Below are 13,225 nucleotides of genomic sequence, written 5' to 3' on the forward strand. Positions count from 1 at the left end.
GATTTCACGTCCACCGAAACTCGGGTTCGATGGCGGTTGGTACGCGACTCCTCGACAGATTTTTCTCTGGATATCGCAAGTCTCAGATTAAGAGGAGCTTTCGCCCCGAATTGATTTGTCGCAATTTGTAACAGACCCCGCCTTTGTGACCCCGCGATACAAAACACCGGCTCGCGTGGCATTCCGCATCTGCAGGCGCCTCCCATATGGTTGTTATTGTAACACTGACACGAGGTGATCGACATGAAACGCAATACTCTACTCGCTGCAATGACTCTGGCTGCAACCGCCTTTGGTGGCGTCGCCTTGGCGGATGCCAACCATGGGCACAGTGGTCAACCTGGTGCCCAAAGTGGGGCAGGCATGATGCAGAACGGTGGTCCGGGCATGATGGGGAACATGGGCGGAATGATGGACATGATGCAGCGCATGCACGGAAACATGATGGGCGCAGGCATGGGCAGTGGTATGATGGGCGCAGGCATGGCTGGCGGCATGATGCAAATGTTCGACACCGATGGAGACGGCACAACGACGCCGGAAGAAATGCGCACGCAGCTGCAGGCCAAGCTTTCCGAGTTTGACAGCGACGGGGATGGAAACCTCTCGATTACCGAGTTTGAAGCTCTCCACAGCGCGATGATCCGCGAAATGATGGTGGATCGTTTTCAACACCTCGATGCCGATGGCGACGGCGCGGTGACGCCGGAAGAGATGGCCGCTCCGGCCGATAGGATGGAGCGGATGCAGATGATGCGGTCGAACATGGCAGATGCGCCTGCGCGGCCGGGCAACGGTCAGGGCATGGGCAACGGCTCCATGATGCAGGACAACTGAGCCAACGGGTGCCGGTTTTTTCCGGCACCCGTCCTCAAAACGCCAAAACCGTTCTCGGCCGGGACATTGAACCGAACCGCGACCTGAACCGTTTAGCCTCGTTATGCCAAAAAATAGAGACACGGAAAGGAAAATTCCCATGGCCTATACCTATGATCGCGTCCTGAAAGACACCAATATCGATGACGCAGAGATGCGTGTTCGGGATTCTTTGGCAGACAAGGGCTTCGGCGTTCTGACTGAGATTGACGTCAAAGCGACGATGAAAAAGAAACTTGATGCGGACATGCCGCCTTACCGCATTCTCGGGGCCTGTAATCCGGGCATGGCGCACAAAGCTATCGAGATCGAGCCTCGCATCGGTGCGATGCTTCCCTGCAATGTCATCCTGCGGCAAGTGGACGGCGACACCGAGGTCAGCGCGGTCGATCCTGTCGCTTCGATGCAGGCGGTGCAGAACCAAGACCTGGACGCGGTCGCCGGCGAAGTCCGCGATCTACTCCGGGACGCCCTCGACGCCGCGTGATGGCGGGATGGGCGTTGGATGCCCTGTCGCAGATCGAGCGCCTTTAGCGGTGCTCGATCAATGCCATCTAATCCCCACGTAAATTCCTGATGAGGAACTCACCCAGTGCTGCCAGCGGGATTGCCATTTCCGGATATTGGAACCGACCTCATCTCCTTCGACATCGGGGGGGTCACATTCGCACTCCGCTGGTACGCGCTAGCCTATATCTTCGGTATCCTGATTGGCTGGCGCATTTGTTTGAGTGCGATAAGCCGTCCCGCGCTCTGGACATCAGCTGGACCGCCGCTTGACCGGACGCAGATCGAAGATCTTCTGACGTGGATCATCATCGGCGTGATTGCTGGTGGTCGCCTAGGCTTTGTACTGTTCTACCAGCCTGCATATTATCTCGCAAATCCCTTGGAAATTCTGATGGTCTGGCAAGGCGGCATGTCCTTCCACGGGGGGTTCGCGGGCGTTGTCATCGCTGCCTTGCTGTTCTGCCTTCGACAGAACGCGTCTTTGCTCAGCACTGGCGACTTGCTGGCTTTGGCGGCACCGCCAGGCTTGTTTCTTGGGAGGCTGGCGAACTTCACCAACAATGAGTTGTGGGGGCGGCCGACGGACGTTCCCTGGGCGGTGATCTTTCCCGGCGAAGTCGCGCAGGCCTGCCCAGGGATTAGTGGCCTCTGCGCCCGACACCCGTCCCAGCTGTACGAGGCGCTATTGGAGGGGCTCATTCTTGGAATGCTGCTCATTTATCTCGCTTGGGGCCGGGGCTGGCTGAAAATGCCCGGTGCCTTGGCTGGCGTGTTTCTGACCGGCTATGGTCTTGCCCGAAGTTTCGTCGAGATGTTCCGGCAACCGGACCAACAATTTGTGACGGCGGACAACCCGATCGGCCATGCGCTTCATTTTGGTGAGTGGGGTTTGACCATGGGCCAGTTGCTCTCCATGCCAATGGCGCTGGTCGGGCTGGCGTTGATCGTGTTCGCCCGGCGGGAACGGGGCCGGACAGCGCCACCCCGCAGAGCCGCAATGTAATCGCCGTACTGATCTCTCTTGACCCTCCCGCGGATGGAAGCCCTAGGCAAGAGAAGCATTCTCGGAAAGGACCGCAAAATGAGCACTCCCGACAGTTCTGAAACCACAGCAGCTTCTTCGGTATTCGTTTGCCCCATGCACCCTGAGGTGCGGCAGGACGAGCCCGGCAATTGTCCGAAATGCGGGATGCATCTCGGGCCGGAATCGGAGCTGGAGGTCCATTCAGCACATGATCATCACGACCACCACGCGGGTGCCGCGCCGGCGGATAGCCGATATGATCTGGTTCCTAGAGGGCATGATGGTCCCATTTACACCTGCCCGATGCACCCTCAGGTGCGGCAGCCTGATCCGGGCGCGTGTCCGATCTGTGGTATGGGATTGGAACTGGAATCCGGTGTGCCGGGCGATGAAGGTCCAAATCCCGAACTGGTGGATTTCACACGGCGGTTCTGGGTCGGCACAGTCCTGACGATCCCGCTCCTTGTCCTCACGATGGGGCCTTTCGTCGGTTTCCCCGCAGTCCGGACGTTTTTTGGCGAAAGCACTACACAATGGATCGAATTGATCCTGGCAACGCCAGTGGTCTTGTGGTGCGGCTGGCCGTTTCTGGAACGCGGATGGATTTCCTTCCGCACATTGAACCTCAACATGTTTTCCCTGATCGGCATGGGCGTTCTAGCCGCCTGGCTCTTCAGCGTCGTTGCCGTTCTCGCACCGGACATATTCCCTGATGGGTTCCGAGACTCCGAAGGCCATGTCGGCGTCTACTTCGAGGCGGCGGCGGTGATCGTGACGCTGGTGCTGCTCGGCCAGGTGATGGAATTGCGCGCACGTGAAGGAACCGGCAAGGCGATCCGTGCGCTACTCGATATGGCCGCCAAGACCGCGCGGGTCATGCGGGACGATGGCTCCGAAGAGGAGATCCCGCTCGAGGACGTACAGGTCGGCGACCGGCTGCGCGTACGGCCCGGTGACAAGGTGCCTGTCGATGGCGTGGTTCTGGACGGCCGGTCCTCGATCGACGAAAGCATGATCTCCGGTGAACCTGTGCCGGTCGAGAAGACCGAAGGCGACCCGGTAACTGGTGCGACGATCAACGGCACTGGCAGCCTGGTGATGGAGGCGACGCGTGTCGGGTCCGACACGACGCTGGCTCAAATTGTCGAGATGGTGTCGAACGCGCAGCGCTCGCGCGCCCCGATCCAGAAATATGCCGACAAGGTGGCGGGATATTTCGTTCCGGCCGTCATCGGTATCGCGGCCCTGTCCTTCATCGCCTGGGCGATCTGGGGACCCGCGCCTGCGCTTTCCTACGCATTGATTTCGGCGGTGGCGGTTCTGATCATCGCTTGTCCCTGTGCGCTTGGCCTGGCGACACCGATGTCGATCATGACGGCGACAGGGCGGGGGGCCCAGGCCGGGGTACTTATCAAGAACGCCGAGGCGCTGGAGCGGTTCGAGAAAGTCGATACCCTGATCGTCGACAAGACCGGCACGTTGACCGAAGGCAAGCCGCGGCTTGTCGACGTACTCCCGCAACCCGGCCACGACGAAGCCGAGGTCTTGCGTCTCGCCGCATCGCTTGAGCGCGGATCGGAGCACCCCTTGGCCGAAGCGATCGTCGGGGGTGCGGAGGAGAGAGATGTCAAAATGGACGAGGCACGGGACTTCGAGGCGGTCACTGGCAAGGGCGTCAAGGGGGTCGTTGACGACAAAGCGGTCGCGCTCGGCAATTTGGCGATGATCCGCGAATTGGGGCTCGAGGCGGGCGCGTTGACCGCCAAGGCCAATGCCCGCCGCGACGAAGGCGAGACGGTCATGTTCGTTGTGCTGGATGACGAGATCGCCGGTCTAGTTGCTGTCGCCGACCCAGTGAAGGAGACCACGCCAGAAGCCATCGAGGATCTGCATGAACTGGGGTTCCGCGTCATCATGGCGACCGGTGACAACGAACGCACGGCCAAGGCCATCGGCACGCGGCTCGGAATCGATGAGATCCGGGCCGACGTGCTGCCGGAGGACAAGGCGCGGATCATCCTTGAGTTGCAAGAGGCGGGCCACAAGGTCGCCATGGCCGGGGATGGCGTCAACGACGCCCCCGCGCTCGCGCAGGCCGATGTCGGCATCGCCATGGGCACCGGCGCCGATGTGGCCATCGAAAGCGCGGGCGTCACGCTGGTCAAGGGCAACCTTGATGGTATCGTGCGTGCGCGGCGGCTCGCCCGGGCCACGATGCGCAACATCCGCCAGAACCTGTTCTTCGCGCTGATCTACAACGCCTCCGGCGTGCCGGTCGCGGCGGGAGTTCTGTTTCCCTTCTTTGGCATCCTCATCAGTCCGATGTTTGCTGCCTTCGCCATGAGCGCGTCGTCAATCTCGGTGGTGCTCAATTCGCTGCGCCTTCGCGGCGTTCGTATCTAGAAGCGCGCAACAGCGTTCGGACGAACCAAAATTAAAAGGGGGCCATTTATGCAGAGCGAAAAAGAAACGTACCGCGAAAATTCCATCAGTCTGGGCGGAGCCGTTGCGATGGGGACAGGCGTGATGATCGGCGCTGGAATCTTTGCGTTGACGGGGCAAATCGCGCAGCTCGCCGGCCCGCTTTTCCCGCTTGCATTCATCGCCGGCGCGGTCGTCACAAGCTTCAGCGCCTACAGCTACATCAGGATGTCGAACAAATGGCCGTCCTCGGGTGGCATCGCCATGATCCTGCAGAAATGCTATGGCCCCGGAGCCATCGCGGGCGGGGCCGCACTGCTGATGGCGCTCAGCATGGTGATCGCGGAAAGCCTCGTCGCCCGGACCTTCGCCACCTATGTCTTGCGCCCTTTCGATATCGAAGGTGGCCCATTGGTCCCCGCTCTGGCCGTGGCCGTGATCGTTTTCGCCTTTCTGGTGAACATCGCCGGAAATCGCTCGGTCGGGCTGTTCTCGCTGATCATGGCAGCGATCAAGATTGGAGGCATAGCTCTGTTCGGCATCGCTGCTTTGTGGTCTAGTGGTTTTGCGTTCGCTGCGGCTTCCGAGACGCCTCAATCCTATGGCATCACGGGTTTCATAGCATCCACGGCGCTGGCTATCCTCGCCTTCAAAGGGTTCACGACGATCACCAACAGCGGGGCCGAGATCACCGAACCAAACCGCAACGTTGGCCGAGCGATCATGTTCTCGATCGGGATCTGCGTCGTCGCCTACCTGTTGGTCGCCTTCGGGGTCGGTTCGAGCCTCACGATCGAGCAGATCATCTCGGCGCGTGACTATTCACTGGCACAAGCGGCGCAGCCCGCCCTTGGACAAACCGGCTTCATACTCACGGTGGTCCTGGCCGCTGTCGCAACCGCGTCCGGCGTTCTGGCCAGCGTCTTCGCGGTGTCGCGTATGCTGGCGATGCTGACCGACATGGAAATGATCCCGCACAGCCACTTCGGTATGTCCGGCCCAATCCAACGCCACACGCTGGTCTATACCGTTGTCATCGCTTCAGCGCTGGCCGTGCTTTTCGACTTGGGCCGGATAGCATCTCTCGGTGCTTTCTTCTACCTTGTCATGGACATGATAATACATTGGGGCGTGTTCCGCTATCGTCGAACAGACGTCGGCGCCTCCGGTATCGTGCTTTTGACTGCCCTGTCGCTCGATGTAATTGTACTGGCAGCTTTCACCGTGATGAAGCTTCAAAGCGACCCGATGATCGTTCTCTACGCCGCTGTCGGAATGATCGCTGTCTTCGCCTTCGAGCGTGTTTACTTGTCGCGGTGGGTGGCACCGCAAGTCGCACACGCCCACGGTGATTAGCCTGCCATCACCTGGCCTGAAGAGATGCGATGGCTTGTGCGCCGATCGTGATCAGCCCGACCGACAAGGCAAACGCAGCCAAGGCAAGCAACATCACGCCCGTGTTCATGGGAAAGCGACGAACAACCGATCCAAGAAATTCCGACCGCCCGAGAGCCGACACGTAGAGCGGCAACGCGCTAATCATGGTCGTATATAGGTATACGCCAGAGATGTTCTCGAAAAACGCCGAACGCGCCAGCGTCGGGGAAACGACCGCCAAGGCGGTTGAACGATTGCCGCCGAATGACCCGAACCAGTCGGCAGATAGAACGTAGATAAGCGCGTGAAGGCCTGGAAAGAGAAGGGCTCTGAGCAAGACATCCACCAGCACGAAAAACGCCGTGTCTCTCGGGCCGGCCTTTGGATGCTTCGTCATGGCGAACAGGAAAAAACTGACATAGTTGACGGCAAAAACCACGGGCAAACCGTTGGTCGCGACCTGCCTCAGAAAGCGCATGAGTGCCGGTCCGCCGGCAGCAAGAGCCGGAGCAAAGCCCGGAGCCAGCAAGACATAGAGCAGCAGGACCGGCAGTAATGCCGCGATGCTGAACAGCAGGACATTTCCAACAAACTGAGCGGCGGGCATACTGAAAGAGAAAAATCTATTCATTGAAATGGCCTGCCATTTGGGCACCACTAGGGCGGCGATACGGTATCGATCCCTCCCAAGCGGATAGGCCGGTGGACGGAAGCGACGATCCGGTTGCGGGGCATGTCCAGATATCGCTTACTCGGCCCGTTTGACACAAATCGGGTTTCCCTCGACCGTCCTGAGCGGCAGTAGAGTTGTCTCGACCGGACCAGCGTGCATGTACCAATAGCAGTTGTCTTCAGAGCGCAGTCGCGCCGTAGACAGATCTTGGCTCGGAGCCGCAAGCAAGGCAACCTGTTCCGATATTGGAGGATAAGTCGCCGATCCGTCTGAAATCGAGGGCGATTCCGAGCAAGCCGCAAGCATGAGTACAATAGAACCTGAAGCCACGTGTCGCTTGTGCATGAAAGAGATTCCTTGTCGGATTTTTTTGAATTTCGTTTCACCCAAATTCTTTGCATTTGCCGCCAGAATTCGCAATAAAAACTGCCTGTTAACTTGTTCTTCTTGAAAGACAGAAGCCGCTGCACGAGCACGCGCTGGAATCTCGAACGAGGAGAGGTCTGTTTTGAACTGGACGAACCAGGGCCGACAGAAAACTATATGGTAATTCATAGTGCGTACTGAGGTAGGAAATTCCACTGCACTAGTAATTTTTTAACATAAACTTAATTATGCGTCTTTATACTTAGTGTTGCGATAGTGTATTATCGTATGTATGCTGAGCCTTGTTCCAGAGAGCCGTCAGCATGCTTCACCTACTTAAAAAACTCCTCCCCTCGGTCGCAGTCGCTTTGACTGTGACAAGTACTTCGATGCCGATGCCCGCCCGCGCGCAGACATACCCGATCGATTGCGCTATCCTCCTTTGCCTGTCTGGTGGCTGGCCTGCTTCCGTGCCGTGCGCCAGAGCCCGCGCCGAATTCATTCGGCGGATTACGCCCTGGCCGGTCGAACCGCCGCTTCAGATCTGGCGCTGTCCCATGGGCGCATCCTATGAAACCTCTCCTTCATCAAACAGTGCAGACCGCATCTTTGAAGCGTTCTTCCAAAACAGCAGCACAGGACCGCGACAATCCTTTCCAGCGAACGATAACACTGACCCAATTACGGTTGCGTGGCGCACCCCAGACGCCCTAGTTTACCTTGTTCCCGCCGACCAAGCCCTACAGCTCGTTCAAGATCGCGCGGACATCGATATCAGCGGACCTGAGTTCAACTTCGTACGATCAATCCGCGTATTTGATGTCCGGTATGTGCGACAGCACGAATCCGGACGTGACGGCGACTGCAATCGTAGCGCCACCGTGGTCCTTGGCACATACGGGACCCAAGGCGACTTCGCCTGGCAGAGGTCTTCCATCACCGCCCTACCCTCCGCCCATATCGGCCTCGAACGATGGGGCCAGAATTGCCCCAGCATCTATCATCGATCCGTCTTCGTCGAGTGGCGCGACTACAAGGACAACTACGGCTTTGAGCAAGTGAACTACTGATCTGACGACATACAGCTTTGTATCAGAAGCCAACTTCTCGGACTTACACGATCTCATTTCGCACGGTTAGCCATCATACTGCCTTTATGCGCACTGCCAATGACGGCGAGTTCGCTCTCTTCAACCGCTCTGGTCTCTTCCGATCTGCGTGAGTGCGTCGAAGTCGATTTCCTGCTTCTGTTCCGCGCTCAAATCTGGCCGGATTTCCAATACTCGCTGGGGACCTTTGACGTCCCACATCACCGCATGCGCGCCTATACTCCAGCGATAGACCCAACCAACGATGCTGCACCCATCGATCCCGACCAAATTTGCGATCGCGACCCCTTCACCCTCATTTTTGTTCACTGCTTAAAGACTTTCTAAAATTCGACACTGTGGAAAGCGACTTTGGAAAAGAAAGTCTTGGCGACCACTGAATGCCATGCTTCATAAATATCAATTTAAATGGTGTTTCGTTATGGAGTGGTAATTACTCCGGCAAAAATAGATTAATCAAATTTTCAAAGTGTCAAATTTAAATTTTATGATCGAGCTCTGTGGAGGCTTCGACAATCACTAGTATCTCAAAAGAGTCAAATCCAACGGCTCGGGAAAAAGCGACGAGCTCAATGACGTCAATCCGGCGCTCCCCGCTTTCAACACGGGCGACGAACGACTGGTGATGCCTGAGTTTGACCGCTAATTCTCTTTAACTTAGCCCTGCTTTGTTTCGAGCGTCGACCAACGCTTCGCATAATGCCTCCTGACCTTTGCTTCTAATTGTTTTTGCCACGCGTCATATACCTTTTATGATGTCGCTAGCGGATGAAATCTGTTATCTAAAAAGTAGATATTTGAGGGTGTTATCCGCATCTGGTTTCCAAGGGATGCAAGTCTGGTGCATACACAGTAGCCCATCAATCTCCCACTAGTTCCAGAAACCGACGGTAGTCTTGACTAACCTCACGCGCTTCTTCGAAGGCGCGCGCACGCTCCTGCTCGAGGCAGCGGAAGTAGTCCTGAATATCAGTGATGTAGACCTCGAAATCTCGCCGGATGATATCGGCATAGTCACGGGCTGCTTGCGAATCACTTGGAACGAAGGGCCGGACTGGTGCGAGACAGGATTCCGCGTAGCTTGAGAATGGTGCGAGCAAAAGCAAGGCCGTAGCCTGCATCCCCCCCCATCGGCTCAACCGCAGGTCTCTAAAACCGCTTATTGCCTTGATAGACGCCATTAGCCATGCCTAGTGTTTGTGTAACCGAGATACAGCCGTATCTGTCGCAATATATCTTGCGATTAATAATATACTATCGTAACTTTGGGCTTCAAGTAGGAATGCCCGGGCGTTGCGTGATTTTAGAAAGCGTGAGCCGGGCCATGAACTGGGACATTGAAGCACCAAATGTGGTTACGGAAGCCAGGTTCCGCGAACTCGTGGAAAGCGGCTATAGCGCAGAAATCCTGTGCCAGGAGTCGGCACACAAGAAGGGCCCGAGTTATTACGGGATCTGGATCATGCGTGTCGTCTCTGACGAGGGCGTGGAAAAGATGCTGGTCACTGCCCGCACCCGGACGACCTACAACGACATCAAGATCCGCGAATTCAAAACCATCACGGGCGTGGTTTCCTTCCTTATTGGGATTGGCTTCTCCCATGCCGATGTGCCTCTCGAAGAAGGCCAGCGAACGACGCACAGGCTGGCTGCGACCGACAAAGGCGGCAGCAAGTAGCCTCCTCCTTTTATGGAACCCTGCGGGTCCCGCCACGGCCCAGATGGTGCTAATTATGGGCAGCGATGGCTCTCTGACCATGTCCCGCCCCCAAGACAGCTTTGCCCACAATTACAATGACGGCATCGGTCAAGGGTCCGCTGCTGATGAGCTGGCGATCCTCGGTGAAGAAGAACCAGTTATTGGACCTGACGCGTTGCGTTTTGCAGCCTTTCCCCGTCCGGCACCCCTAGCCCACGCTGAAGTTCTTAATGCTATAGAGGCCACCGCCCTTCGCTATGCCGGGCATCCCGGCCTGCGCCACGCCGATCTGTCAGTTACCGCGTGGCTGACGCTCTACCGTGCCAATATTGAGGTCGAGAGCGCCTATCGACAGGATGCAGCCTCGAGCGCGGGCGCTATTGGCCTTGGTCAATTAATGCCCGAGACGGCGCGCGATCTCGGCGTTGACCCGCGTGATCCGCTTCAGAACCTCGACGGCTCCGCCCGCTACCTCGCGATGATGCTGGAGACGTTCGGCGATCCGCGTCTTGCGCTCGCAGCTTACAACGCGGGGCCGGAAGCCGTGCGCCAAAACGGTGGCATTCCCCCTTACCGAGAAACCCAGAACCACGTGGCCCGCGTTATGGCCGTTGTGGCCCGATTGGAAGGATCAAATTCATAATGTCCCAACCTCTTTGGAAATCATTCCTCAAAATACTTATCGGCAATGTCACGAGAGCACGCAGCGCGGCAGTGCATTGGCGATTCCGCTTTTTCCAAACAAGTTGGATTTCAAACCTCTTTGTCGCCTCGCTGGCGCTCTTCCTGCTGATTGCCGAACCCGCCTTTGCGCAAAGCATCGATCTCTCCCCAATCCAAAGTCTGTTGCAGGGCATCGTTGATGCGCTGACGGGCCCGCTTGGCGTGGTCATTGCGACGCTTGCTGTTCTCGGCGTTTTCTTGAGCTGGTTCTTCAACATCATCGATCTGCGCCAGGCCCTCTGGGTCCTTGTCGGTATTGCGGGTGTCGCCGCCGCGCCCACCATCGTTGCCGCGGTCTTTGTCGGTGGTCCATAAAATGACTGAGCGCTCACCCCTTTTTCTCGGGCTCGTGCGCCCGCCGAAGCTTCTGGGCCTGCCCATCATGTACGCGATGGTCTGGCTCTTCGGATCAGTGCTCTTATTCGTCTGGGTCCAGCACATCGCAGTGCTGGCTGTCGCGACCCTGCTCTACCCGGTCCTCTGGAAGGCCGCAGATTGGGACCCACGCTTCATCGATGTGATGATGACAGCACTGCAGGAAACACCGCCGACACGGAACCGTTCCATCCATAGAGGGGACAGCTATGCCCCATGATGACGCCCGTGATGTCGCGCTCGATCCCCGCACGATGACGCCAGAATGGTATGCACGCGAGACCCGCCTCGCGCATATGTTGCCCTATGTGAGCCTCGTCGACGACCAGACCGTGCGGACAAGGGTGAATGAACTCTTCCGCTGCATCCGGCTCGATGGCGTCAACAGCTATACGACCGACGATGCCTATCTCGACAAGGTGACGGCGCTTTTTGCCCGCATCATCGCGCAGCTCGGGCCGGAATTCAGCTATTACGTCCACAAGGTCTCCAAGGCCATCAAACCTGATCTCGACCCCATCCGTGAGGACAGCTTCGCAGGCGAGGTCGACCGGCACTGGCGCGCCAAGCTCGCCACCAGCGGACTGCGCGACAAGACGCTGACGCTCACCGTCATTCACCGCCCACCCCCGAAAAGCCTCCTGCCGTTCCTCAGCCGCAGCGCGCCGGACCGACTGAAGGAGGAGACCCGCAAACGCCTGCAGCGCCTGGGCGAGGCCGTGAACGTCTTTCTGTCTGGACTCGCAGAGCTCAAACCGCGCCTGCTGTCAGCCGAATCGGGAGAGTTGGTGGGATTTTTGGGCGCGCTCAACACGGGCACCGAGCTGCCGCTCTACCCGGCAAACACCTACGGCTTTTTGTCCGTCAACGTCGCCAATACCCGCGTGACGTTTCATGGCGATCATTTCGAGCTCTCGGAAGGCGTCGTGGGGCATCGCTACGGCAAGAGTTTCACCATCGGAGAATACTCGGAAGGCACCTCCTGCACCATGTTCGACATGCTGAACCTGCCGGTCGACATGATCGTCACGCATTCCTTCACGCCGATCAATTCGAACCTCATGGCGGGCCGCATCAAACGGCAAAAGCGCCAGATGCAGGCCTCGCAGGATGCAGCCCTCTCGCTCATGGAAGCCCTCGATATCGCAGCCGACGATCTTGAGGCCAAACGCCAGAGCTTTGGCGAGCATCACATGGTGGTGACGATCTTCTGTGATACCCTCGACGAGTTACAGACGCTGAGTGCCGAGATTGTCAATGCCGCCGCCGCCGAAGGCGTGAAGATGATCGGCGAGCGGGTCGCGGCAAAGGCGCATTACCTGAGCCAACATCCCGGCAATCAACCGAAACGCGTCCGTGCGAGCGCGATCACCAATCGCAACTTCGCGGATTTCGCGGCGTTTCATCGGACGCAGCTTGGCAAGCCTGCTCAGAAAACCCCCTGGGGCAAGGTCATCACCTATCTGCCCACGCCCGAACAGAGTGCCTACCGGTTATCCTATCACGAGCAGGGCAGCCCCGACAAAGAACCAACCAGCGGGCATACCTTGATCATGGGGCGGCCCGGCTCGGGCAAGTCGGTGCTCTCGGCATTCCTCATGACGCAAGCCCGTCGAGCAGGGGCGCGGATCTTCGTCTTCGACTACCGTCTCGGTATGGAGATGGCGGTCCGCGCCAATGGCGGGCGCTATGCGTCTTTGAAAGCCGGGCAGCCCACCGGGCTCAACCCGCTTTGGACCGAAACAGATGCGCGCGGCACCGCCTGGCTCTCGGACTGGCTTGCCACCCTGCTCTACCGCGCTGACAAGCCCCTGACGCCCGCACAGACCAACCGCATCCAGGAAGTCGTGCGCCAGAATGCCCAGGCCTCCAATCCGGCCCTGCGGAACTGGCGGGATTTCGCGTCGCTTTTTGTGTCCACCGATGATGGCGGCGATCTGCACCAGCGCCTGCTCGAGTGGACCGAAGACGGCCGCTATGGCTGGATCTTCGGGCAGAGCCTCGAGGACACGTTCTCGCTCAAAGGCGATGTGGTGGCAGGTGGGAAGTTCGATGTAACCTGCAAGAAGCGC

Annotated in this window: 14 protein-coding genes and 2 pseudogenes; 12 read left to right on the forward strand and 4 right to left on the reverse strand. The window is 58.2% G+C overall.

Annotated elements, in window-relative coordinates:
- Positions 1 to 243: 243 nt before the first annotated feature.
- The 5 genes from PM04_RS15180 to PM04_RS15200 all read left to right on the forward strand — a co-directional run bounded on the left by PM04_RS15180 (position 244) and on the right by PM04_RS15200 (position 6,187).
- Positions 244 to 837 carry an EF-hand domain-containing protein gene (locus PM04_RS15180; protein WP_223229252.1) on the forward strand — a complete coding sequence of 198 codons (594 nt, stop codon included), beginning with the start codon at positions 244 to 246 and terminating at the stop codon, positions 835 to 837.
- 139 nt (positions 838 to 976) lie between these two features.
- Positions 977 to 1,363: a DUF302 domain-containing protein gene (locus PM04_RS15185; protein ID WP_038008407.1), complete on the forward strand. Its 387-nt coding sequence runs from the start codon at positions 977 to 979 to the stop codon at positions 1,361 to 1,363.
- 105 nt (positions 1,364 to 1,468) lie between these two features.
- Positions 1,469 to 2,389 carry a prolipoprotein diacylglyceryl transferase gene (gene lgt, locus PM04_RS15190; RefSeq protein WP_038008408.1) on the forward strand — a complete coding sequence of 307 codons (921 nt, stop codon included), beginning with the start codon at positions 1,469 to 1,471 and terminating at the stop codon, positions 2,387 to 2,389.
- 78 nt (positions 2,390 to 2,467) lie between these two features.
- A complete protein-coding gene (locus PM04_RS15195; RefSeq protein ID WP_234702895.1) occupies positions 2,468 to 4,813 on the forward strand; it encodes a copper-translocating P-type ATPase in 2,346 nt (781 codons plus the stop codon).
- 48 nt (positions 4,814 to 4,861) lie between these two features.
- Positions 4,862 to 6,187: an APC family permease gene (locus tag PM04_RS15200; protein WP_038008410.1), complete on the forward strand. Its 1,326-nt coding sequence runs from the start codon at positions 4,862 to 4,864 to the stop codon at positions 6,185 to 6,187.
- A gap of 7 nt (positions 6,188 to 6,194) precedes the next feature.
- On the opposite strand, the gene PM04_RS15205 is transcribed toward PM04_RS15200, so the two are convergent.
- Together PM04_RS15205 and PM04_RS18250 are read right to left on the reverse strand one after the other, a co-directional pair.
- Positions 6,195 to 6,839 (reverse strand): hypothetical protein, encoded by a 645-nt coding sequence (locus PM04_RS15205; RefSeq protein WP_038008411.1) that lies wholly within the window; start codon positions 6,837 to 6,839, stop codon positions 6,195 to 6,197.
- A 117-nt stretch (positions 6,840 to 6,956) separates the two neighbouring features.
- Positions 6,957 to 7,226 carry a hypothetical protein gene (locus tag PM04_RS18250; RefSeq protein ID WP_152594054.1) on the reverse strand — a complete coding sequence of 90 codons (270 nt, stop codon included), beginning with the start codon at positions 7,224 to 7,226 and terminating at the stop codon, positions 6,957 to 6,959.
- A gap of 344 nt (positions 7,227 to 7,570) precedes the next feature.
- On the opposite strand from PM04_RS18250, the gene PM04_RS15210 reads away from it, so the two are divergent.
- Both PM04_RS15210 and PM04_RS18100 read left to right on the forward strand, forming a co-directional pair.
- The gene (locus PM04_RS15210; protein ID WP_234702894.1) at positions 7,571 to 8,317 is read left to right on the forward strand and encodes a hypothetical protein; all 747 of its coding nucleotides are present in this window, start codon (positions 7,571 to 7,573) and stop codon (positions 8,315 to 8,317) included.
- Between the two features lie 99 nt (positions 8,318 to 8,416).
- Positions 8,417 to 8,683, forward strand: a complete 267-nt coding sequence (locus PM04_RS18100; RefSeq protein ID WP_038008415.1) for a hypothetical protein — start codon at positions 8,417 to 8,419, stop codon at positions 8,681 to 8,683.
- A 151-nt stretch (positions 8,684 to 8,834) separates the two neighbouring features.
- Here the strand turns inward: PM04_RS18100 and PM04_RS18255 are convergent.
- Positions 8,835 to 9,092 (reverse strand): annotated as a pseudogene (locus tag PM04_RS18255) (multiprotein-bridging factor 1 family protein).
- Positions 9,093 to 9,216: 124 nt separating this feature from the next.
- Positions 9,217 to 9,477, reverse strand: a complete 261-nt coding sequence (locus PM04_RS15220; protein WP_038008489.1) for a hypothetical protein — start codon at positions 9,475 to 9,477, stop codon at positions 9,217 to 9,219.
- Positions 9,478 to 9,680: 203 nt separating this feature from the next.
- On the opposite strand from PM04_RS15220, the gene PM04_RS15225 reads away from it, so the two are divergent.
- The 5 genes and pseudogenes from PM04_RS15225 to PM04_RS15245 form a co-directional block, all read left to right on the forward strand.
- Entirely contained in the window at positions 9,681 to 10,034 is a 354-nt protein-coding gene (locus PM04_RS15225) for a hypothetical protein (protein WP_038008417.1), read from the forward strand.
- Positions 10,035 to 10,077: 43 nt separating this feature from the next.
- Positions 10,078 to 10,698 carry a lytic transglycosylase domain-containing protein gene (locus PM04_RS15230; RefSeq protein WP_038008418.1) on the forward strand — a complete coding sequence of 207 codons (621 nt, stop codon included), beginning with the start codon at positions 10,078 to 10,080 and terminating at the stop codon, positions 10,696 to 10,698.
- 107 nt (positions 10,699 to 10,805) lie between these two features.
- A complete protein-coding gene (locus tag PM04_RS15235) occupies positions 10,806 to 11,093 on the forward strand; it encodes a TrbC/VirB2 family protein (RefSeq protein ID WP_038008492.1) in 288 nt (95 codons plus the stop codon).
- 1 nt (position 11,094) lies between these two features.
- Positions 11,095 to 11,373: a type IV secretion system protein VirB3 gene (locus PM04_RS15240; RefSeq protein WP_038008420.1), complete on the forward strand. Its 279-nt coding sequence runs from the start codon at positions 11,095 to 11,097 to the stop codon at positions 11,371 to 11,373.
- Positions 11,363 to 13,213, forward strand: a pseudogene (locus PM04_RS15245) (type IV secretion system DNA-binding domain-containing protein); the annotation flags it as partial. The gene PM04_RS15240 and the pseudogene PM04_RS15245, both read left to right, overlap by 11 nt.
- Positions 13,214 to 13,225 lie beyond the last annotated feature (12 nt).

The sequence above is a fragment of the Thalassobacter sp. 16PALIMAR09 genome (genome assembly GCF_000765485.1).
In the GTDB taxonomy this organism is placed as follows: Bacteria; Pseudomonadota; Alphaproteobacteria; order Rhodobacterales; family Rhodobacteraceae; genus Thalassobacter; species Thalassobacter stenotrophicus.